Source organism: Leptolyngbya sp. Heron Island J (genome assembly GCF_000482245.1).
Taxonomy (GTDB): Bacteria; Cyanobacteriota; Cyanobacteriia; order Phormidesmidales; family Phormidesmidaceae; genus Leptothoe.
Genome location: NZ_AWNH01000115.1, coordinates 237,907 through 260,141, shown reverse-complemented (window position 1 = coordinate 260,141; position 22,235 = coordinate 237,907). Strand labels below are relative to the sequence as shown.

At 46.6% G+C, this 22,235-nt stretch carries 16 protein-coding genes; 7 read left to right on the top strand and 9 right to left on the bottom strand.

Annotation, left to right across the window (positions count from 1 at the left end; genetic code table 11):
* Window positions 1-306: 306 nt before the first annotated feature.
* Together bcsA and N836_RS71470 are read right to left on the bottom strand one after the other, a co-directional pair.
* Window positions 307-2,970 carry a UDP-forming cellulose synthase catalytic subunit gene (gene bcsA / locus N836_RS71475; protein ID WP_023076921.1) on the bottom strand — a complete coding sequence of 888 codons (2,664 nt, stop codon included), beginning with the start codon at window positions 2,968-2,970 and terminating at the stop codon, window positions 307-309.
* Between the two features lie 2 nt (window positions 2,971-2,972).
* Entirely contained in the window at window positions 2,973-5,279 is a 2,307-nt protein-coding gene (locus N836_RS71470) for a cellulose biosynthesis cyclic di-GMP-binding regulatory protein BcsB (protein WP_023076920.1), read from the bottom strand.
* An 854-nt stretch (window positions 5,280-6,133) separates the two neighbouring features.
* On the opposite strand from N836_RS71470, the gene N836_RS71465 reads away from it, so the two are divergent.
* Window positions 6,134-6,889, top strand: a complete 756-nt coding sequence (locus tag N836_RS71465) for a hypothetical protein (protein WP_023076919.1) — start codon at window positions 6,134-6,136, stop codon at window positions 6,887-6,889.
* A gap of 23 nt (window positions 6,890-6,912) precedes the next feature.
* Here the strand turns inward: N836_RS71465 and N836_RS71460 are convergent, their stop codons facing one another.
* Window positions 6,913-7,896 (bottom strand): pentapeptide repeat-containing protein, encoded by a 984-nt coding sequence (locus tag N836_RS71460; protein ID WP_023076918.1) that lies wholly within the window; start codon window positions 7,894-7,896, stop codon window positions 6,913-6,915.
* An 81-nt stretch (window positions 7,897-7,977) separates the two neighbouring features.
* Window positions 7,978-8,688, bottom strand: coding sequence for a hypothetical protein (locus N836_RS71455; protein WP_023076917.1), 711 nt, complete (start codon window positions 8,686-8,688; stop codon window positions 7,978-7,980).
* Window positions 8,689-9,180: 492 nt separating this feature from the next.
* Between N836_RS71455 and N836_RS74065 the strand changes: the two genes are divergently transcribed.
* On the top strand, window positions 9,181-9,933 hold the full coding sequence (locus N836_RS74065) for a pentapeptide repeat-containing protein (RefSeq protein WP_023076916.1): 753 nt from the start codon (window positions 9,181-9,183) through the stop codon (window positions 9,931-9,933).
* 100 nt (window positions 9,934-10,033) lie between these two features.
* Here N836_RS74065 and N836_RS71445 read toward each other — a convergent pair whose 3' ends face one another.
* Window positions 10,034-11,218: an NAD(P)H-quinone oxidoreductase subunit H gene (locus N836_RS71445; RefSeq protein ID WP_023076915.1), complete on the bottom strand. Its 1,185-nt coding sequence runs from the start codon at window positions 11,216-11,218 to the stop codon at window positions 10,034-10,036.
* A gap of 122 nt (window positions 11,219-11,340) precedes the next feature.
* Between N836_RS71445 and rsmH the strand changes: the two genes are divergently transcribed.
* Complete coding sequence (gene rsmH, locus N836_RS71440; RefSeq protein WP_023076914.1) at window positions 11,341-12,234, top strand: 16S rRNA (cytosine(1402)-N(4))-methyltransferase RsmH; 894 nt, start codon at window positions 11,341-11,343, stop codon at window positions 12,232-12,234.
* Between the two features lie 6 nt (window positions 12,235-12,240).
* Here rsmH and N836_RS71435 read toward each other — a convergent pair whose 3' ends face one another.
* Window positions 12,241-13,083: a hypothetical protein gene (locus N836_RS71435; RefSeq protein ID WP_023076913.1), complete on the bottom strand. Its 843-nt coding sequence runs from the start codon at window positions 13,081-13,083 to the stop codon at window positions 12,241-12,243.
* Window positions 13,084-13,323: 240 nt separating this feature from the next.
* Here N836_RS71435 and N836_RS71430 point away from each other — a divergent pair, with 240 nt between their 5' ends.
* On the top strand, window positions 13,324-14,991 hold the full coding sequence (locus N836_RS71430; RefSeq protein WP_023076912.1) for a SpoIIE family protein phosphatase: 1,668 nt from the start codon (window positions 13,324-13,326) through the stop codon (window positions 14,989-14,991).
* 3 nt (window positions 14,992-14,994) lie between these two features.
* A complete protein-coding gene (locus tag N836_RS71425; RefSeq protein ID WP_023076911.1) occupies window positions 14,995-15,438 on the top strand; it encodes an ATP-binding protein in 444 nt (147 codons plus the stop codon).
* Between the two features lie 13 nt (window positions 15,439-15,451).
* Here N836_RS71425 and N836_RS71420 read toward each other — a convergent pair whose 3' ends face one another.
* From N836_RS71420 to fabI, 3 genes are read right to left on the bottom strand one after another with little or no spacing between them, the layout of a single operon-like run.
* On the bottom strand, window positions 15,452-17,830 hold the full coding sequence (locus tag N836_RS71420; protein WP_152532311.1) for a hypothetical protein: 2,379 nt from the start codon (window positions 17,828-17,830) through the stop codon (window positions 15,452-15,454).
* Window positions 17,831-17,870: 40 nt separating this feature from the next.
* Window positions 17,871-18,323 (bottom strand): SRPBCC family protein, encoded by a 453-nt coding sequence (locus N836_RS71415; protein WP_023076909.1) that lies wholly within the window; start codon window positions 18,321-18,323, stop codon window positions 17,871-17,873.
* Between the two features lie 43 nt (window positions 18,324-18,366).
* Complete coding sequence (gene fabI / locus N836_RS71410; RefSeq protein ID WP_023076908.1) at window positions 18,367-19,143, bottom strand: enoyl-ACP reductase FabI; 777 nt, start codon at window positions 19,141-19,143, stop codon at window positions 18,367-18,369.
* Between the two features lie 414 nt (window positions 19,144-19,557).
* Between fabI and ntcA the strand changes: the two genes are divergently transcribed.
* Both ntcA and N836_RS71400 read left to right on the top strand, forming a co-directional pair.
* Complete coding sequence (gene ntcA / locus N836_RS71405; protein WP_006515157.1) at window positions 19,558-20,223, top strand: global nitrogen regulator NtcA; 666 nt, start codon at window positions 19,558-19,560, stop codon at window positions 20,221-20,223.
* Between the two features lie 94 nt (window positions 20,224-20,317).
* Window positions 20,318-21,763, top strand: a complete 1,446-nt coding sequence (locus tag N836_RS71400) for a DUF3084 domain-containing protein (RefSeq protein ID WP_023076907.1) — start codon at window positions 20,318-20,320, stop codon at window positions 21,761-21,763.
* Window positions 21,764-22,235: the final 472 nt, after the last annotated feature.

Below are 22,235 nucleotides of genomic sequence, written 5' to 3'. Positions count from 1 at the left end.
TTACAGTTGAAACTCGATATTTATTAAACGTTGAATAAACCTAGAGTATCATCTGAATTAGCATCTTAAAAAAGAGCAAACTTATAACTTTTAATTTGAAATTAAAAATTTAAGTTAACAAATTAATTAAGCCTTATATACCTAAATTTTCTCCCTAAGTAGAATATCAATAAAAATATAGTGAATAGCCCCAGGGTATTCATTTCCTAAGGCTAAATTAATTTTTTAGTTCTTTTCAATAGTGACAGCAGCGCTTGCACGTACAGCAGGGAAAGGATTAGTCAAGTCCAACAGAGATAGAGAATTTTAGGCAACCTGTCTGAGTAAGGTTTTAATTTGGTTTTGCTGTTGCTGATCGAGAGAGGCGGGAAATGAGAGTTCCAGGGCCACGCGATAGTCTGATAGCTGACCAGGATTTTCTAAAGAGGTTGATGAGTTAGCGCCATAGGTAGACGAAAGTTTAGGAACCAGCTCAAGTCGTTCTACTTGGGCCATCAAATCGTAGGAGTGAACGCTGTCAACTTGGGGGTAAATTTGCAAATGCAACAAGGGATGGTTATCCTGAAGCGCTATCGCCGCCGTGCTAGCATCACCCAGCAACTCCAAGCGCATATCCCTTGAGCCCAGCTCGGTGATCATGGCAGCTTGAACATAGCTACCCCATCCTTTCCATCTGAGATCACTCATCACTTCTACCTGCTTGCGCATTTTCACGCTACTGGCTGGACGCAGCTCCTGGAACGCTCGCCTCAAACTCAACAAAATAAAGCTAAGTGACTGCCAGGGATTATCGCTAATCTCACGAGTCTGAGAGTACCATTTACGCACATCTGAGAAAATTACAGTGGTCAGATCGTCTTTCTGCCGCTGGGTCATCTCAATAAAATTGAGCGCTAACTTGGTCTGTAAAGTGTCTGTCGCACTAGCTCTAATAATTTCTCCATCCAGTAAAGCAACGGCACCATAGTCACCAAAAAGCTCAACCTTTACTCGATCAGAAACATTGGGCCAAACATCTAGTAAAACTTGGGCTCCGGTCTCGCTAACATCGATCGTTGTGCCTTCCCAAGCCTGGCCATCATCACTATACACTCGCGCGATTAGCTCACGTGGCAAACGATGAGACTGTCGTAGTTGGGGTTGCTCAAACGCTACTAGACAGGCCGCTAGGACAAGTACCAAGTTAAAAACACACCATAGGGTATTGATAAATACGGCCTGTCTATCTAAAGGGCTAAGAATTAACCAGATGGGCACTGTTAGCAGTGATGCTGCCGTAACTGCGCCTAGAACAACAAGATAGCGCACACTATCGATGTCAAAACTACGCGATTCTACCGAGACTCCCTTATCGGTAACGTTAAACGATCCTAAATTTGGATTAATCAACGCTAGCAAGGTGACGATACCAGCCTGAAATGACATGGCAAACTCATAGATCTCATTCCAGAAGGAAAATCGCACATGCTTATAAGAAATATGGTTAGCGTGCATTGACAACACAATGTGGGGCAATGCGTAGAATAATGTCTCGATACCCAGACCTTTTACGGGGTTGATCCCAAATAACAAAAATAGGTTAGGGGCAACAGCGTACATCAATCGAGGAAAGCCAAAAAAGAAATGAGAGGTGGCGCTGAAGTAGCACAACCGTTGAGACAGACGTAAATTTAGCTTTCGATTAAATAGGGGGTTTTCAATCCGCAAAATTTGGGCCATGCCTCTGGCCCAACGGACTTGTTGTCCGACATAGGACGAGAATTTCTCAGGGGCTAAACCGGCTACCATGATTTTGTCATAGTAGACGGTACGATAACCCAGAGAGTGGAGTCGTAATGATGTATGGCAGTCTTCGGTTACTGTTTCAGTGGCAATGCCACCAATATCCAGTAGATATTTACGACGGATAACCGCAGCAGAGCCACAGAAAAACGCTGCGTTCCAAAAGTCATTACCTTTTTGCAACACCTTATAGAACAGTTCGTTACCTACAGGTATCTGTCCTTGGGTCAGCAGATTGCGCTCAAATGGATCGGGGTTATAGAACCAGTGAGGGGTTTGTACCAAGGCGACTTTTTTATCAAAGAAGAAGCCTATAGTCTCTTGTAAAAATCCACGAACTGGAATGTGATCGCAATCTAGAATCAACACCAATTGGCCATCAGTTTTGTCTAGAGCCGTGTTAATATTGCCCGCCTTAGCATGGTCGTTATTGTCACGGGTGAGCATCATACACCCCAGTTCTTCACACATAGCCTTGAGTTCAAGGCGACGTTCTCGATATTTCTCGGCCCGACCGTCATCTAGGACATAAACAACCTTTTTATCCGCTGGATAATCAATGTTGAGAGCCCCTAAGACCGTACTGCGTACGATAGAGACATCTTCATTATAGGTAGGAATATAGATGTCAACCTTTGGCCATTTTTCTTCTGGCCAATGATCAAGGGGAATAGATTTGCGATCGCGAATCCTGAGAGTCTGAAAATAGGAAAGAACTAAGGTTGCGATCGCATATAGTTCGGCCACAAACAGCAAAATTGAAAAGAAGCCATCCAGCCAAGAATCTAAGTTCAGCGTGTAGTTAGAACGATAATAGAGGTAGCGTAGCGTCGTAATTGTACTAATCGCCACCAACAGCAAATGCAAATATTCACTGACACGTTGACTGGTCTGCCGATCCTCTAACCGCAACAATACCTGACCAACCCCTAGTAGCGCCAGGGCGACCAATCCCTGTTGTAGAATAGTTGGCCGCGCTGTCATGATTGGCCAAGCAAACATTGTTAAGCACAAGGCCAACACCAGCAGCTGTGATTTATTGAGCCACTGCAAACTACGGTCAAACCAATCAGGTAGTGTAATAATCAGCAGCTCGATTAGTAACGGTCGAACTCGTTTAGATAGGTATGTTTCAACCGTCTGCTTAATGTCTTTTAAGCGGTGCGTTCTAAAAAGTTGTTCAGCCATGATTACAGTTCTCCTGGCGCAGATGGGTCAGTCATAACGCCTGGTGCAGCTATTAGCGCATCATTTCGCTTTAAGTATGCTTGAAGAACTCCGTAGAGCAGAAGTGACAACACAATGATGCCAGGGATTAAGAGAAACCAATTGCCTTGAATTACCGTGATCGCTCTTTGAAATGCACCTTCTTCTTGAACATCTCGTTGAGCCGAGCGTTGCAAGAATTCCAAGTTATAGGCGTTTTCATCGTAGGGAGAGGGGGTTTCATTGTTCGCACTAATCAAAGCCGTATCACCCTGCAACTGGAAAAATAGAGAATCCAGACCGAGTAAGTCACGTAACTGTTGTAAACCAACATCATTTTGGGCAGTCATCGTTAGGAGCACCCGTGATTCATTCCAAGGAGATAACTGTTGTTGGAGAACTCCTTCAGAATCAGGCAGGGTTCGGACCTCACTGTCGCCCCACTGTCGCCCCCCGTCTTTCAGATTAAATTCGGCAGCCTCCAATGCCTCAACCAGGGGAAATTGAGATCGCAATCCTATCGCCACCAAATGCTGTGATTCTTGAATTTCCGGTGTTAGCTGACTCACCGGATAAACCTCAACCTGCACTGCTTCCGAGCGACTTAAACGACCCAGACGCTCACTAAACTCCAGCATGACAGCCAGCTCATTTAGGTCAGGCTGGTCGGGTACAACAATAGCAGTACGAGACAAATCCTGAGGCGATGCAAACGGATAGCCTGCTTTAAGTAGATTCAAATCCGGCAGTTTCGCCACCTGCTGACGATTCAAATTAAACGTACTATCACTGTGAATCGTTCCCCACAGCTGGTGATCGGTCACTCGACTACAGGAACGGCGTTCTCGTGGATCAAATCGTAAATAAACCTTGAGTCGTGACTGCGGTGTGATGTGCTGCTCTGGCAATTCTACTTTTAGGGTTGCGCGGCGCTGACCATCAACCGAATCAAGGCGTTCACCTGCGACTGTAATGCCGTCCAGCTGCACTTCTACCAGAGAAGTGAGTGGATTCACCTGAGGCCCGTAGGTATAACGCAGAGTCATTGTATTGCCCGGCAAGAACCGATCGTCTGGCAGAGCCTTAAAGTCAAATTCAAACGGGGGCGCATGGGCACCTCGAATGGCCACATCATCAAACGGCTCATTATTAAATCCAGTCAGGTCACCCAGCTCAAAATTATCATTCAGGGGTAAGTATCGGGGCCAGTCACGAATATCCGGCGACTCAATCTCTTCTACATCATTGACCAAAACAACCTGACCGGCACCAATCTTGCGATCCTGAGATTGGGTTAAAAACTGTACGGCTTTAGTAACTGCTGTAGGTCCATTCCCCGTCGCCACTAAAACAGGAGACTGTTTATCTTCAAGCACAGTCCACATTAAAATGCCAGTATCAGATGAAATCAAAGTCTGCTTATTATCTAACCAACGGTCATTTTTGAGGGTTAGGGGCAGATCCAGGTTGGCCAATATGGGTTGCTCAGTCGGAGTCCCAACCACAACAACTCGGTTACCATCAGCCACATCATCCAGGTTTTTAACTAAATCTGTCTCTAGAGGACGATAGTCAGCAATGCGACCTAGGGATGTCTGTAGTCGGGCAAGCGATGTTAGCCACGTTTGGTCCTGCTCAGTAGGGACAATGTAATCAATGTGATTTGTCTCTAGACTCAACACATCAATTAATGGATAGGGATAACTATTGAAATCTAACTGAAAAGGTTCAGCCTCATAGTTAAAGACTAGTTTTGAGTCCGGTAAGATTTCTGTCCAAAGTGAGGGATCAAAAGGGTCTTGAGTACAGGTAGGTGAGTTATTCTGTAAACCAGCAATCACTAACTCGTTATAGTCTTTGAGAATACGCGTAGGAATATCAAAAATGATAGTGCCGGTATCACCTTGCTTGAGATTGAGCGGCACACTTCCCACATTATTGTCATTGACAATTACATTGAGATTGGAACGAGTAGCATACAGTGCTCCAGAATGGCGATACCGTAGCAGAATCTTGACGGACTTGACCGACCAGTTGCGTGGCCGCGTAAATCTCAGTCGAGACTCGTTGTAAATACCCTCTAAACGCAGCCGCGTTCCTACCACTGGACTGCGATTGAACTCAAGGATATATTGACTGCCATCTTCCTGTTCTAATTCAGCAGCCTGCGCATCCTGGATAAGATCTCGGCCAACTGTTGCACCGTCCACATCACGATTTCGACGATCAACGGCTGTTCCTGCTTCTGCTGGATCATCAGAAGCCCCTGGTGATGATGTCACCTGGGCCATACTGGGGCCTAATGTTGTTATAGATAACAGAACAGATAAAAATAGCGAAATAAATAGACGTTTTCTGATTACCCTTAAAAACACTGCTGTAAGCACTCCCCCCAGATATATACCTAGGTCAAAATAATCAAATAATAATTAGTTGGCTTTTTGCCGTTTCAAAACATACACAAACCCTGATCGCCCCTTAGAAGGGTGTTCAGTCAAGTTTTACTCAGTTAAAGAATACTTTGCAAGGGTTTGTTCTGTAGCTTATTGATTTGCACATAGTTGATTCTCACCCTAAGCCATCAGCATGAAGGCTGGTATTGTTTTTAAGGAATAATGCATCTGACAAACTTTTACAAGCTTTCAACCTCTAATTACTAGGCGCAATCGTCAGGATCCGGCAGAGTTAGGTCAAGTTGTAGTGTAGATAAGATTATCTGTGTGAATGTTCCGTAGACATATCAATCTCATAACCCTTACCCATCTCCGATAGCTATATTGACGAATGACAATTAAATCCACCTATAAAGCAAGCCTTAAAAACACTAAATTTTCTATGTATTTTGTATGAAAATTGTTGGCCTAATGATTTAGGAACAACCCTATCGTTCAAACGTTCTCTAGATTAAATAGGGATTTATAAAAATAAGATTGTGATTAAAACCACTCACCAAAGCACAAATCAATTGTCGCTACGAGTGAAACTTTCCTGTTAAACGGGCAAATTCATCGTACTCGATTTTATAGCATCGTTTTGATTGCTTGAGAGTTAAGCCAAAAAGTATCTGAAAACCATATAGGTAAGTGGAAATTACCTTAGATCGCTCCTAACCAACAAGTTACACGATTTTTTATCTATACCAACTATGTCTGCAAACTCAATCAAGCACTCTAGTCTCCGTAGCTTGAAATTGTTCTGTCTGCTTGGTGGTTTGGGTGGCCTGTTAGGTGGCTGTGGTTTTGCTATTGAAACTCCCAATAATCCTGTTTTGATTAACCGTTTGCCTGTGGCTGAAATGGATTTTACTGTGGAGCCAGGTAGAACTAGTTACACCTATGAGCTGCAAGGTACTGCTAATTTCCCAAACCAAACAGAACTCAATGTGTTGGCCATTCGTCAGCTTGCATCTACTGATGAGAAATTGGAACCTAGGCCAACGTTCTCGGTATTAGATTACCAGGTCGTGACGGTTCAAAATGGACGCTGGCAAGGTGAACTCACCCTCAAACAGCCAGCAGCTGATGGTAGTCGTCAGGAAACTTGGCAGCTGGATCAAACAGAACTAGGTCTAGATGTGGAGCCATTGGATCAAGTTGTTATTATGGCCACCTATACTCCCCTAGACCAGCTCACCACATTAGAACGAATTCTTGCCCAGCAGGGTCTCAAGGTATCGTCTGAGTTATTGCAAACTACGATTGATGGACGACGCTATCTGGAGATGCAAAAAGTACTGGATATACCTGTGGATAATCAGATTAGTGAACGTCCTCAGCTATATAACGACGGCTGGGGAACACGGCATATCTTAATTGAGGAGCCGCCATTGCCGTATCAGGTTGACTTTCCTAAGGAACGGCAAAGCAATCGACCTCCAGAACATACAGAGTTCTTGTATTAAGCTAGTCTATTGCTAAAAAATTCCTAGGAAAGCATTGCGGCATCGAGATTAGCCGTATCCATTTCGGCACCGGTCAGGTCTGCATCTATCAGGTTGGCTCCCCACAAATTGGCTCCAGACAGACAGGCATCTCGTAAATCACATCCCTGTAGATTGGCTCCCCACAAGTCGGCACCAGTGAAGTTAACACCAACAAGGTTAGCTCCACTGAGATCGACACCAATCAGTACCAGGTTACTTAAATCAGCTGCCCATAAAGATTGGTTTGGTCCTAAACAGTATACGCCTGCCCATTCCCAATCAAAATCTTCAGGCCATTGAGTGGCAGGATCACAGACAGCTCCAGATAGACAGGTGTCTGTGAGATTTGTTTTACTTAAATCGACACCAAAGAGAATTGTTTTTGACAGATTAGCTCGGGTAAAGTTAGTTCCTTTCAGCTTTGCCCGTTGTAAATTGGCATTGGAAAGATTACTTGAATTGAGGTTTGCTTTACCTAAATTGGCTTCGGTCAGCTGTGCACCAACTAACCAAGCTCCCAACAAATTTGCCTGGATGAGTTGGGCTCCTGCTAAATCACTATGACTGAGATCAATACCCCCTAAATCACGCTGACTGAGGTTGCAGTCAATTAATGTGGCTTTTGGCCCCAGGTGATAAATGCCTGCCTGGCTCGGTTCAAAGTTGTCGGGAAACTGAGTTTGGTAGTTTGCGATCGCATCCTGAAAATTAGCATCCTCAACCTGGGCATCCCTGAGACACGTGTCTCGTAAATCAGCCCCCTGAAAATTTGCTCGCCGCAAGTTGGCCCGTTGCAAATCAGCCCCACGTAAATTGCTACCACTAAAATCCACATCGGCCAGATGGGCATCAGCCAAATTACAGCCCCATAAATCAATCCCAGTTAGCGCATACTGAGACATCCGAATAGCCTGCATCTGACAGTAGCTAAAATCTCGCCGTCCTTGGCCGTAGGCAGCAATTACCTGGGAAGATAAATCAGTCATACGCCATTAAATTAAAAAACAAAATAATAAATATAAGAACCTAACGATTCACTTTCTCGATTAATTCGATATAGCTCTAATTTATCTAAGCTGTTTTGGAGGAACGTACCAAAGCGAATATTGAGACTCCGTATTTTGAGTCACAATCACATCTCGATTTTGTCGAGTCAGACGTCGTGCCCATCCCATCACCTGCTCTAAGTCCGATGTACTGCGCCATAAACAGTAGTACTTATTCTGATACCGTACACCAAATACCATGGCATCACCGGTATCTAAATGAGCCGGCTCCACCTGCTCCAAAAACCTCAGAATAGGAATATCAATAGAGGGAGCATCAGTATCTAACTGCATCAGCTCATCCAATGCAATAGGTGTCAACTCTAACCCATCAACATTACCGTTTTGGGTATACCCTCTAAAATGAACAACCGTTTGCCCAGGGGCAGACTTTGTTGCCAATAAACTTTGTCCATTTAATGTCATTGAACTGCCTACGCCCATAGCAGCTGGCAGTTGTTCATCTAACCCCTTAGATAACGGTGGTTTCTCTTGACGTGTAGTGGTATCGCTGACTATAGAGGCATCAAAAGGAGCAGGGACTGCAGACAGAGCGCGTTGTCGTCGATAAATGCGCCGCAATATATCAGCTGTAATCATGCCAGTGCCAACACTACCCAGAATGGCTATGCCAATGTAACGAATGATGGGTTTAGCTGAATTATCTAGAGGGCTGACTAAAGCGCCCCGAGATTGACTAGGCATCACCCAGGTGGGTACTGAATTCGCCATTGACAAAGGTAACGTGATAACAGCGAACGCTAATCCCGACGAAACCAACGATGGTAAGAAAATGCTACGAAAGGGAGATGAGCCCATGGAATTCAATCTGTAATCAGTGTATGTAACGTAAAGTTAAGCTACCGACTGTACGGTCCCCCTAAACCATCCATCCAAAACCATTAACGTCAGGAGGCTGTTTTAGAAAGCCATGATAGATAGACACCTCTATTTCAGACATTCTAAAAGGATAATGAACTGAGATGGCAGGGAAACAAGCGTCAGGGTATTAATCTAAACATTAGGGCCAAGCATAATTAAAACCAAATTTTATTGATTATTAGATAGGTAAAATCTATGACTATGGACTGAATGTTCTGTAATGCGTCCATTGGAGTAGGACAGGTATAAATGGTAGAGGCTTTTATTCTTACTCTGGGTCCTAAAACAAACCCAAGATTCTGATTTTTTAGACAACTTTTTATTATCGGCAGTGCATGGCCTATGAAACTTAACTTTCTGCTAACCCTGTTGATTCTATCTGCTGCCATGGCTCCACTAATTGTGCGTTTGCCACAGGTCAATAAAGCACTGTCAAGGTCAAGCGATCCGGCGGCAGCAGTTACTCAGCGGGGTAATTCCCTAGATGCTATGACTGATCCACAGCATCCAAATTACACCTGTGTTAGTTGTGATCTGCGGGGCAAGGATTTTAGCAACCAAGATTTGAGTCGGGCCAACTTCTTTGGCTCTGATTTAAGGGGTGCTAATTTTAGCAATAGCCTGCTGATTAACACGATTTTCCGCGAAGCCAAACTAGATGAAGCTGATTTGAGTTACACCAATATGCGAGGGGCTGATCTAGAAGAGGCAAGTTTAGTGCGGGCTAATCTACGCAATGCCAAGATTCTCCAAGGCACTCTAGAATACAGCAACCTTGAGCGTGCCGACCTGACAAACGCTGAATTGAGGGATGCGAACCTGTGCTCCGCTCGGTTAGTCAATAGCAGCTTTAAGAATGCTAGCCTCTACGGCACAATTTTACGCGCCGCCGATATGACTGGAGCTGATTTTAGCCAGGCTTATATGCGCTACGCCGACATGTATAACGCCATTACTAGCAGTACCCGATTTGATCAGGCTGATATGGCCTTTGTCACTTATCCCGATGGTTCAACAGCACATGAGGGTTACATTAACTCTGTCAATCAAGTCACTGACTGCAACATTGATGATGAATCCAGCAGCTCAAAATAGCGATCAACTCCTAAAAATGAATTAGGGAGTGCAGAAGCACTCCCCCGTAATAGATATTTTTATTGTGACTTTTGGCCAAGTGGCTGTGCTCGCTGACGCTTTAGCGATCAACTGAGCCCATAATCACATCAATGCTGCCTAGGATGGCCATGATGTCTGCTAGCTTCACCCCCCGCAACAGGTTGGGTAAAATCTGCAGGTTATTAAAATCAGGTGCACGAATCTTCCAGCGCCAGGGATAAATACTGTCATCACCGACGATAAATACGCCTAATTCACCTTTGCCACTTTCTAAACGCACATAGTGCTCACCGGCTGGAATCTTGAACGTTGGTGCAATTTTTTTGCCAATAAACTGATAGTCGAAACCATTCCATTCAGATTTCGGACCTTCGGCCATACGCTTGGCTTCAAGATTCTCGTAGGGGCCACCTGGTAAACCCTTAAGAGCCTGGCGAATGATCTTTACGGATTCCCGCATCTCTCGTACTCGAATAATGTAGCGAGCAAAGCAATCGCCAGCAGTTTCCCACTGTACATCCCAATCAAAGTCGTCATAGCACTCGTAATGATCAACTTTGCGCAGATCCCATTTCACCCCAGAACCTCGTAGCATGGGCCCCGAAAGCCCCCAGTTGATAGCATCTTCACGGGTAATGGTACCCACACCTTCAACCCGACGCCGGAAAATGGGGTTGTTGGTGATCAGCTTTTCGTACTCATCAACCTTGGGTAAAAAGTAATCACAGAAGTCTTCACACTTATCTACCCAGCCATAGGGCAGATCGGCGGCTACTCCCCCAATGCGAAAATAGTTATTATTGATTAGTCGAGCCCCTGTAGCGGCTTCCCACAGATCGTAGATCATCTCCCGCTCACGGAAAATGTAGAAAAATGGGGTCTGGGCACCGACATCAGCTAAGAAAGGGCCTAACCACAGTAAGTGATTGGCAATACGGTTTAACTCGAGCATGATTACTCGAATGTAGCTAGCTCGTCTGGGTACCTCAATATCGGCCAGCTTTTCTGGAGCGTTGACGGTAATTGCTTCATTGAACATACCCGCTGCGTAGTCCCAACGACTGACGTAGGGAACAAACATGACGTTTGTGCGGTTCTCGGCAATTTTTTCCATGCCGCGATGCAGATAGCCAATCACGGGCTCACAATCGATTACATCTTCACCATCAAGGGTGACGATGAGTCGTAACACACCGTGCATTGAGGGGTGGTGAGGACCCAGGTTGATTACCATGGGCTCTGTTCTGGTTTCGAGCCGTGTCATAGAAACTATGCCGTATTATTCTTTGATTTACTTTAGCAAGATTCTTGGCTGAAAGCTGGCCAAAGAACTAACTAAAGAACTAACTAGGGTATGATGCGATTTCGATTTCAACGAGGTGTGTTGTGAATAATGCCAGTGCTGATGATACGTCAAAGTCGGCACCTATCTTTGCTCATCAGCCTGTACTGGCAGAGGATGTTCTGACGGGTTTGGCTCCTAAACCCCATGGCTATTACCTGGATGTCACTGTAGGCGGGGGCGGTCACAGTCGCTTGCTGCTGGAGGCTGATCCTACAATTTGTCTGATGGCGCTAGATCAAGACCCGATTGCCTTGGAGGCGGCCCGGCAGAACCTGAAAGAATTTGGGGACCGAGTGACGTTTTGGCATGGTAATTTTGCCGACTTTTCTCCCACCGAGCCATGCTTTGATGGGGTGCTTGCCGATTTGGGGGTGAGTTCTCCCCAGTTAGATCGTCCTGAACGGGGGTTTAGCTTTCGCCATCAGGGAGCGTTGGATATGCGGATGAATCCTAGCCAGTCCTTAACGGCGGCTGACCTGGTTAATTACCGATCGGAGCGTGAACTGGCGGATATTTTTTATCACTATGGTGAGGAGCGGCTTTCGCGTCGGATTGCGCGTCGGATTGTAGAGCGGCGGCCATTCCAAACCACAACGGCCCTGGCAGATGCGATCGCAGCCAGCGTGCCGGGTAAATATCGCCATGGTCGCATTCATCCAGCTACGCGAGTTTTTCAAGCACTGCGAATTGCGGTTAACCGGGAATTGGATGTACTGGAGCGGCTGATCGAAGTCGCACCTGAGTGGCTAGCACCGGCTGGACGATTGGCTATCATTAGCTTTCACAGCCTTGAGGACCGGCGGGTTAAACACGGCTTTCGAAATCATGAGCAGCTTAAGGTGCTGACCAAAAAGCCGATCACGGCTAGCCCCGATGAAATCAGACGCAACCCCCGGTCCCGTTCGGCAAAATTACGCCTGGCAGAACGGATTTAGCTACCCCTAGGGGAGTAAGGCCTGATACGGGGTAACACCAGTCAGGGTGAGGGTGTAGTCAAAACGATTATTGCCACCAGTAGTTTGCCAATCTATCAGCTGTCCTTGACTATCTAAGATGGGTGTAGTGCCCTGGGGACTCACAGCAACAAAGTAGACATCTGTTTTAGAAATGACAATGTCTTGCATGTATACCTGTGAGGCAGCGTTGCCCTGCTGGGTTAGCAGACGTCCACTTTGATCAAACATAAACACCTGGAGGGTGCTGCTCAAATCTCCCCGAGTCACATTGGCCTCCAGGGATACTCGATCGCCAAAGCGGGCTAAAACGCTGTAGACCTGTTGATTTCTGTCTAAACTCCCACCAACTACCGTAAACCCATCCCTTGTGTCCATGGGGCTGGCAAAATTTGTCAGAGCATCTGGACTACTGACCATGAGTTCCAGCGGAATGATAGTATCGGTGGGCTCAAATTCATTGTCTAGCTGAATAATCGGGCGCGGGTTGCGCAATGTGGCCAGGGCGCGATTCCAATCTAGGGGCTGCGGTTCAGGGGCTGCCGGTTCAGCCAGGGTTAAAAACAGGGGCAGGGTGCGATCGCAACTAGCCTGAGTCGAAGGAGGCGTTGGCTGTATGCTCCATGTCTGCAACTGACGCCTAAAACTCAGTAATTCTTGGCGGTAAGCGGGCGAGATATTTGCCGTCGCCATCAGCTCACTGGTAACCCCAATCGCTTGCTCCCACTGCTGTAAACAAATGGCTCGATCTAATCTGGCCAATCCCTCAGAGACAGGAGCAGGCACTGACTGACCGTAGGCCTGGCCCCCACGCCATAAGGCAAGCGCCATCGAAAACCCCACTGCAAAAGTTAGCCCAGTAGACCGGAGTATCGTCATAGCTTCTTAACGACTAGCAGAAATCTTTAGATAGACCATAGTGCAACGCTCCCCTAACGTCCATTATTCCCCTAAAAATCCCATCAAATTGGATTGAAATCGAGATATCGTCCAAGTATCTCCCTGGGCACACTACTATTGATGAGTAAATATGGGTGAATTGGTGATTATCTTGCCCAGGTTGGTCCCAATATGCCCCAAGAACCAGATATCCTACAGGATGATATGAGTTCCATCGTTCAGGAACAACTTAAGCTTCTAGTTGTCGATGATGAACTCGATAACCTAGAGTTACTGCATCGTACCTTCAGACGTAATTATCGTGTCTATCGGGCCAGCAGTGGCCAAGAGGCTCTAGAGTGCCTGGAAAAACATGGCGAGATGGCCATTATAATTTCCGACCAACGCATGCCCAAAATGAATGGGACGGAATTTTTAAGCTTGACCACAGAAAAGTACCCTGACACCATTCGCATCGTCCTTACCGGTTATACGGATGTTGAAGATCTAGTCGATGCGATCAACTCAGGCAAGGTGTTCCAATACATCACCAAACCTTGGAAACCCAATGAGCTACGCCAGGTCATTGATGAAGCCGCTAAAACCTATCGCATCGTCAAAAAGCGGATTTACGACCTCTCCCAAGCCCTGCGCAAAGAATCGCTCTATAACTCAATCATTACCACCATTCGGAGTTCATTAGACTACGCCAATACCCTACAAACAGTTGTCAAGGCTCTAGGAGAAGCCTTTGAAGCTGATTATGCCGTTCTCTATCCGGTTGACTCAGCTGATGTAGGCAGACCGCCACAGCCCGTCACATACTCCCAATCAGGTGAATCAGTAGCTGACCTGGCAGCGATGGGAACTCCTTGCCAGGAGCTAGTTTTAGATAAATTTCCTTACGGTGACGTGTCTTTAACTCGTCTAGCAGCAAAGTTGACGTATCGTGCTGAGCCCCTAGCCTCCATTGCTCTCTATCAAATTGACCACACATGGGACAGCAACACCATCAAATTGTTCCAAAGCATTGCTGAGCAGGCTACGATCGCCATCTCCCAGGCCAAATTACACCATCGCATCCAGCGACAAACCGAGCAGATGAGTTCTGAGCTGGAAGTGGCACGGCAAATTCAGCATAAGTTACTCCATCAAGTCTGGCCTGAAATTCCTGGTCTAAAAATCCAGGCCAAGTGTCAGGCCGCTCGCGCAGTCGGTGGAGATTTTTATGAGGTTTTTATCCATCCCCAGGGAGATATTTGGTTAGCCGTCGGCGATGTCTCTGGCAAAGGTGTCCCGGCTGCTCTATTTATGGCAAGCGCCGTTTCACTTTTGCGGCGAGAATTATCAGCTAGCCAATCACCCAGTCCCGAAACAGTTTTAGCCAATCTCAACCATGCGCTCAATGCTGATCTTGTCAACAATGAACACATGATTACGATGGTTCTGGTGCGATATAACCCAACTAGTCGAGAGCTGACCTATGCCAATGCCGGTCACATCTATCCTGTAGTGTGGTCACAACAAAATCTTCAACAAGGCAATGTCAAATCTCCTCAACCTACGTATCTAACTGAAGGCCAAAATGTGCCGCTTGGGATATTACCTAGATGGCGAGCGAAGCCTGGTCATTTGCGTCTGAGCAAAGGCGATGCTCTGCTACTAGCCAGTGATGGGATTACTGAGGCATTAGTGACCATTGATGGACAACAAACCATGCTGAACCAAACTGGCCTCTGGCGGTTGCTCCTGGAACAAACCACCGGGTTAGTCCTTGAAAATCTATTAGCACGTCTCAATACGGTTAATAACGAACAGCATGACGACCAAACTATCTTGTCTTTGGAGGTAGCGTTTTAACTGATGAAAACTGAACTTGCTATCCCGAGCGACTTAAAGTTTTTGGCCGTGGTCGAAGATTGGTTACTCAATTCACTAAAAGCTGAAATAGGTGGCGATCTGGATATCGATTGGAAAAAAGTCGAAAGTCGACTACGGCTTGTGATTGTCGAAGTCTACTCAAACATTGTGCGCCATGCACATCAAGATCGCCCAGATATTCCAGTTGTTTTACGCCTTGGTGTTGAAGGTAGGTTTTTATCTCTAGAAGTGTGGGATGAGGGGCATGGTTTTGATATTCGTAGTTACCATCCTCCTTCTCCCAATGCACCCCAAGAAGGTGGCTATGGTTGGTTAATTCTGCATCAGTTGATGGATCGAGTGGATTATCAACTCAGGGTAGGAGACGGTCGTAACTGTCTAACGTTAGAAAAAGACTTGAGCCTGACGCTGGATTATTCCAAATAAGATGCCCCTACTCTCAGGTTTTACAAAACCAAACTAAACATTGGTCAGACGACGGTAATAAGCCAGGTAGACCGATCAAGTCACTGTTAGTTTGGTTCTCTAAGAGACTCCGAAGTGCTACCCCCCTGGGACTATCTTTAATGTCATTGGAGACCACTAGTCCACAGATTCCTTGAGGAGCCAAGAGATTAAAACATCGCTCAATAAAGAGCCAGTGTCGACGCAGCTGAGTGCGTTGACGTTTGCCTTTGAGTAAAGGGCTTTGGTGATCGTACTGGGGAGACCGATAAAAGTAGTCAGTCATCAGTGAATATTGACTCTGATATGAGAGCCAGGCGTTCGCTATTTCGGTATCAGCGTTTAGTAACGATTGCTTAGCCGTTTTGAACGTATTGACATTTATATTTTTACGATTAGCCAAATCATAAAATCGCTGAAAAAATTCTTGGGTGGTGGGACGAAACACGCCCTGAGGAAGTCTCGATAGAATCACGTTAAAACCACCAGACTGTTCTAGCACATGGCTAAAGTGATATCCCCAATGAAAAGGTCGTAAAATCCTGATATCTTCTATCCGTAATAGTCGTCGCTGGGGGGCAGCGGTCAATTGAGCCGCCCGAAACTGGATACCGAGTGTTTGACTAAATTCAGCTAACAACAGCTCATTTAGTTTGATTTGAGCCATTTCGTCTAGACGATTGATCTGCTCTCGAAAAAATTCCAGCTGAGCGTAGTGGGGAATATCTTGTCGGAGTTCTTCTAACAGATAGGATTGAGAGCGGTAATGTTCGAGGGCAATGTTTTTTGCTGAGAGGATGGTGCGATAGCTCTCGGCTGCTAGGGGCTGCAGCAGATTACCCTGAAGTAGGGTCTCTGAGGCTCGCAATCGATCAAACCCAGCCTCATCTACTCGAATAAAGCCTATGAGGCTATCACCGGTAACAATATTGAAATCAAGGTTGGGCAATGGTTCAATGTCTTGTGGCTGCTGAGCAATGGCTACCAAACTTAGCAGCAGCTGAAGACGTGTAATATCAACCACTGCTGGGTTGATGTCTACACCATAAAGACCATATCTAAAAATCCGGCGATAGATGGTTTGCAAAAGAGAAGGATGCTCTGTGCGTAGCCCCTTAACCCAAATATCTAGCTGACTATCGGAATGATGGGTTAACTGTCCAATCAGTACGCTGTAAATGTCAACCATCCGCTGCTGGAGGGCTACCAGGAAAGTGCCTGTACCGCAAGCTGGATCAAGCACGGAAAATTGCGGCAGGATGGTTTGGACGAGCTGACGCAGGTGTTCAGGGTGGCCGCAAAAAAGGATACTCCAGAAATCTGGGGCTGCCGCGGTTGGTTCAATGCCAAGTTGACGCAGCATAAATTGATTGAGTAACAGCTCACAGCAACCGCCTAAGGCATCTCCTGCTTCCTTAGTATTTTTAGGAGATTGGTCAGTGATGAGCTGTTCAAAGGCCAGGCTGACTGTGTTGGCCTGCCAGCTATTGCTTACTTGCTGCCATAAAGGTGATTCAAACCAGACTAGGATGGCTTCAAACGGAGCATCGGGAATATCGACACGGGAGTATTTTGCTTCTAGGGGATGGGTGTAAAATACATCTCCCAAATATGGAACCTGGCCTGCCCAGCTGATGGAGCGAGGACGTTCCAGGGTTGGCAATGAAAATCCCTGAATAAATAAAGGCTGTAGTACTGATTTAAAGAAGGTATTGGGCTGGCGTTGCTGACTGCGCCCTAACTGGTTGTGGAGATACCAAATGTCGTTATTTAGGAATCCATTGCGTTGCAATAGGTGGATGATGGTTAAACGTAGAAGCAAAACAGTCGTATACCAGCGTCGATCATGGCTGTCGTCAATACCGTTGATATTGTCGCTGAGCTGAGTTATTTGCTGTTGAAGCTGTTGGGTAAATTCGCCATACCCAACCGATTGTGGTTGTAAATTAAGTGCTCCTGATGCGGGGCTGTAATTGGCTAGATAGTGCAGACGGGGACGCCAACCTGCTATGGGCTGCTGGGAAATAAAAACCAGTGACTGCAAGCAATCAGCAGGGCTTTGCCAATGCCAAAGACTGCGATATCGCTGGCGATCGGTAAAAATCAGCAGGGGGCACGGATGTTTTTTGTGGATGGTTTGGTAGAGCCTGGTTTTTAGCTTGATGCTCAGATTGATGGGGGTGTTGAGCTTGATTTCCCAAACTCTGGCATCGTCTCGCTGAGCAATGCAATAAGCGCGATAGGGCTGGTTGAATGCTCTAGTTGCGATCGCACGTCCCTCTGACGGAGCTGCCCACCCCAGCACCTCCCTAAACAACGTAACCAGGTCTAGAGAGTGCAGACATGTCTCCGCCTGCTGCATATCGAAGCTCATGATCGGGGGTTAAAAAACCAGAAATATGTAGCCAGCAAAATTATCCAGCGGCCCTAGCTTCCTGCTCAGCTTTTTGGCGAAACCGCTCTAGATCAGCCTGCAGAGTGGAGTTAACAATCCGACGTAGCCACCCATTCTCCATAAATCGAGCCAATACACTAGGGACCGAGTAAGCCAGCGTCATTTTGACAGTACTGTTCCCAGCGTGATGGCCATAAAAACGAATGGCACCACGATTGGGTAACCCATCAACTGACTCCCATTGCAAAATCTGATGGGGCACAACCTTGACCGTGCGTGATAGCCAGGTAAATTCCCACACACCGGAGGCCAACTTCCACCGAGATATATCTGGCTGATCTGTCAACAACTCCACTGAATCAATCCACTTCATCCACTGGGGCATCTGCTCTAGATCCGACCAGAGTGCCCAAACTAACTCTATGGGAGCTTCCACATCAACATACACGCTGTGCTCAAGCCAATTTGACATGGGGGATAGGGGCGATACAAAGAACTAGGAGCTTGCCAGACAGCTACATTCCCATGATTTCGTAACCAGAGTCAACGTACAGAATTTGACCGGTTACACCCGAGGCTAAATCGCTACACAGAAATGTTGCCGCATTCCCCACTTCTGCCTGAGTAACTGTACGGCGTAGGGGAGCAACCTCTTCTACATGGTGAATCATATCGAGAATTCCGCCCACTGCTGATGATGCCAGAGTCCGAATTGGCCCCGCAGAAATTCCATTAACGCGGATCTGATCAGGTCCTAACTCCGCTGCCAGATAGCGAACATTCATCTCTAGGGCAGCCTTAGCAATGCCCATGACATTATAGTTGGGGACCACACGGACACCGCCTAGATAGGTCAGGGTGACAATGCTGCCGCCATCACTCATCAATACTTTGGCCTTTTGAGCCAGCTTCACTAGCGAATAGGCGCTAATATCCAGGGCAGTTTGAAAGCCCTGACGCGATGTATCGCTAAAACTGCCTGTCAGGTCGTCACGATTGGCAAATGCTAGACAGTGGACCAGGATATCTAATTTTCCCCAGTCATTCTTAACAGCATCAAAGGTTGTCTGCACTTGTTCATCATTTTGAACATTGCAAGGCAGAAATAAACTGGGATTTAAGGGCTCTGTCAGATCCCGAACCTTCTTTTCCATCCGCCCTTTTTCATCGGGAAGATAGGTCACACCGATATTCGCGCCCGCCTTGCTCAATTGCTGGGCAATGCCCCAGGCGATGGAACGATTATTGGCAATACCAGTTACTAGGGCGTTTTTTCCGGTCAGGTCTAGCATGATAGTTGGATGGGCTGTATCGAGAATTACTTAGCTTAGGTTGGGTTACACCGTTAGAACGGCCCATAGGAGCATACTGAAAAATGACCCCTATGGGTAGCTTTGCTCTCAGCTGCGTTGAATAGCAGGTAGCGCGTTAAACCATCAGCAAAGCAGAGTTTTGTATACAAAAATACAAAAAAACCGACGAAGTTAGGTTTTATTGATCTAAAGTCAGGAAATCTTATTACTTACTGATTACTGATGAATGTCGTCGCTGTGCCGGTCAGCTGAACCTGTTTTGGACAGTTTTCGATAGGTTAACCTGACTGACTGACTGGTTTAAACTCTGAAATCTTGATTTGACTCTTATAGTTTTCAGCTAATCTTATTAGCATCCTTACCATAGCCTTGCGATCGCACACACCCACTATCGTGACTACAGAAAAACCTCTTGCCAACCTGCTAAGGCAGCTATCCACAGGCTCATTTCCTCCTGTTGCCGAAACCTACGAGCGCGGTAAGACAATTTTCTTCCCTGGTGATCCAGCCGAGCGAGTTTATTTTTTGCTCAAAGGTGCCGTCAAGCTTTCCAGGGTTTACGAAGCTGGTGAGGAAATTACCGTCGCTCTATTACGGGAAAATAGCGTCTTTGGCGTTCTTTCTCTACTCACGGGCAATCGTTCCGATCGTTTCTACCATGCCGTCGCCTTTACGCCGGTGGAACTGATGTCCATGCCAATTGAGCAAGTTAAACAAGCACTTGAAGAACATCCAGAACTTTCGATTATGCTGCTGCAGGGATTATCGTCTCGAATTTTGCAGACCGAAATGATGATCGAAACCTTAGCCCATCGTGATATGGGTTCTCGCCTCGTTAGCTTTCTGCTGATCCTTTGCCGTGACTTCGGGGTGCCCAGTACCAGCGGCATCACTATTGATTTAAAGCTGTCCCACCAGGCCATTGCTGAAGCTATCGGCTCGACCCGAGTGACGGTCACTCGCCTGCTAGGGGACCTGCGCCAAGACACGATGATATCGATTCATAAAAAGAAGATCACAGTGCACGATCCCGTTGCTCTCAGTCAGCAGTTTGCTTAGGGCAATCACCCTTGTCGTCACCATAGCGGCAAACAATCAAGTAACCTATACGAGAGCCCGCTCAGGTGCTTCTGCTCCGTTGGATGGACGTTAGATGGACGTTGGTCTAATACTGATTGCGACTGTGCTCGTCCTCGGTGGCCTGATTGCCACATTGGGCGATCGGATTGGCATGCGTGTGGGTAAGGCTCGCCTCTCGCTGTTCAATCTGCGCCCCCGGCAAACCGCTACTCTCGTCAGTATTTTGACCGGGGGGGTGATTTCAGCATCCACCTTAGGTTTGCTGCTAATTGCCAGTGAGCAGCTGCGTAAAGGGCTATTTGAGTTTGAAGAAACCCAAGCCAACTTATCAGAAGCACGCGCTGCCCTAGAAGAGACTCAGACCGCCAAGGCTGAAGTAGAAACTGCTCTTGATCGCGTTACCCGCCAACAAATTGAAGCTGAAGGGGAACTCACTGAGGTGATTACCTCCTTGGAAGAGGTAACCGAGCGTGAAACGGTGATTCGCACTCGTCTTGGACAAACACAAAATCAGCTGAGTGTTGTCTCCCAACAGGCCGAACAGCTGCAGACGGAAATCAGTCGTTTACAGCAAGATCGGCAAGTGTTACAACGCCAGCAAGTCGAGGTAAAACGACAAATTGCTCAGCGCGATCGGTCCCTGGCCCAGCGGGATCAGGAGTTACGACAGCGAGACGAAGCCATTGTTCAGCGGGACGAAGCCATTGCTCAGCGGGAAGTTGCCCTTGAGCGCCTTAAAACAGAACAGGCATTTTTGGAAGATGAAATCCAAAATCTAGAATCTGAATTTCTTAAATTGCGAGCTGGCAATGTCGCCATTAGTCGTAACCAAACTCTGGCATTGTTAATTACGCGATCGCAATCGACCGCCGCCGCCACCGCTGAACTTGACCGGCTTTTAGCCGAAGCGAACCGCTTAGCTCTAAACGCAATTTGGCCCGATGCCCCCAATAAAGCCATCCAGATCTTACGCATCGATCCCCAAACAGTAAGAGGAATTGCCAGAACCATTACGGATGGTCAGCAATATGTAATCCGCGTTGGCGTCTCTGGAAACTATGTAGTTGGCGAACCCTGTGTTGTCCAACAAGAAGAGCCCCCCTGTGTTGAAATTTCACTGCAAGCCAGAGTTAATCGCATTGTTTTCGAACAAGGAGAGACTCTAGCTCGTGTTCCCCTTGAGACTGCCTATCCCAGCACCTCATCTTTGGTAGAAGCCTTACGGACAGTGGTCACTAGCGCCCAAATCAGAGCCAGTTTAGAAGGCGTCATCATCGTAGACAATCCCCGGTTAGCCGGTGGCTTTAGTGACCCTCGGTTGGCCGGTTTTAGTGAATCCGTCATCGACTTTCTCACCGAGGTCCAAAACTATGGTGCCCCCTTGGAAATTGAAGCCGTTGCAGGCAGGCAAATTTTTACTACGGGCCCCTTAGCCCTCGAACTCGTGGCTAGCCTGAACGGCCAACCTCTATTTCAAACTCAGGCCTCTGAACCAAACTCGCCACGAGAAGAGCCATAAGCACGGATTCAATAGACTTATCAGAACTAACTGACTCTTTTGAGCCTAGTTAACCGCTCCAAACAGGTAGTTATGATCAAATCTCAAGCAATTCTATATTTTGTTTGCGGATAGTAACTATATAAGGCGGTGATTCCACTAAGCATTTTTTAGCGTCTAAAATAAAGCTTAGATTTTTTAATAAAATCCTTTAACGAAATACCAAAGTGAGAACAGTGCACTGCGGGTTTTAACTTAATTTCAAGGAACATTCCCAAAAGTGGGTGTTAATGTTGAGTTTGATATTCAAGTCAGATTTCTGTTGCCCCCTTCTGAATCAAGGAATCAGTGTCAGTCATTGAGCTTGAAAAGGGCAGAGTCCTTAAAAGTTCAATTTATACCTCCATCAGGTGGGACCAATCATAATTAACGCTCCATCCAATAAATTATCGGTAATTAAGCTGTTTTAAACCCATCCCTATTGCAGCCGGAG

Coding starts and splice junctions, on each gene's coding strand:
- bcsA (WP_023076921.1), bottom strand. CDS start 2,970: ATGGCTGAACAACTTTTTAGAACGCACCGCTTAAAAGACATTAAGCAG.
- N836_RS71470 (WP_023076920.1), bottom strand. CDS start 5,279: ATGGCCCAGGTGACATCATCACCAGGGGCTTCTGATGATCCAGCAGAA.
- N836_RS71465 (WP_023076919.1), top strand. CDS start 6,134: ATGTCTGCAAACTCAATCAAGCACTCTAGTCTCCGTAGCTTGAAATTG.
- N836_RS71460 (WP_023076918.1), bottom strand. CDS start 7,896: ATGACTGATTTATCTTCCCAGGTAATTGCTGCCTACGGCCAAGGACGG.
- N836_RS71455 (WP_023076917.1), bottom strand. CDS start 8,688: ATGGCGAATTCAGTACCCACCTGGGTGATGCCTAGTCAATCTCGGGGC.
- N836_RS74065 (WP_023076916.1), top strand. CDS start 9,181: ATGAAACTTAACTTTCTGCTAACCCTGTTGATTCTATCTGCTGCCATG.
- N836_RS71445 (WP_023076915.1), bottom strand. CDS start 11,218: ATGACACGGCTCGAAACCAGAACAGAGCCCATGGTAATCAACCTGGGT.
- N836_RS71435 (WP_023076913.1), bottom strand. CDS start 13,083: ATGGCGCTTGCCTTATGGCGTGGGGGCCAGGCCTACGGTCAGTCAGTG.
- N836_RS71430 (WP_023076912.1), top strand. CDS start 13,324: ATGCCCCAAGAACCAGATATCCTACAGGATGATATGAGTTCCATCGTT.
- N836_RS71425 (WP_023076911.1), top strand. CDS start 14,995: ATGAAAACTGAACTTGCTATCCCGAGCGACTTAAAGTTTTTGGCCGTG.
- N836_RS71420 (WP_152532311.1), bottom strand. CDS start 17,830: ATGAGCTTCGATATGCAGCAGGCGGAGACATGTCTGCACTCTCTAGAC.
- N836_RS71415 (WP_023076909.1), bottom strand. CDS start 18,323: ATGTCAAATTGGCTTGAGCACAGCGTGTATGTTGATGTGGAAGCTCCC.
- fabI (WP_023076908.1), bottom strand. CDS start 19,143: ATGCTAGACCTGACCGGAAAAAACGCCCTAGTAACTGGTATTGCCAAT.
- N836_RS71400 (WP_023076907.1), top strand. CDS start 20,318: ATGGACGTTGGTCTAATACTGATTGCGACTGTGCTCGTCCTCGGTGGC.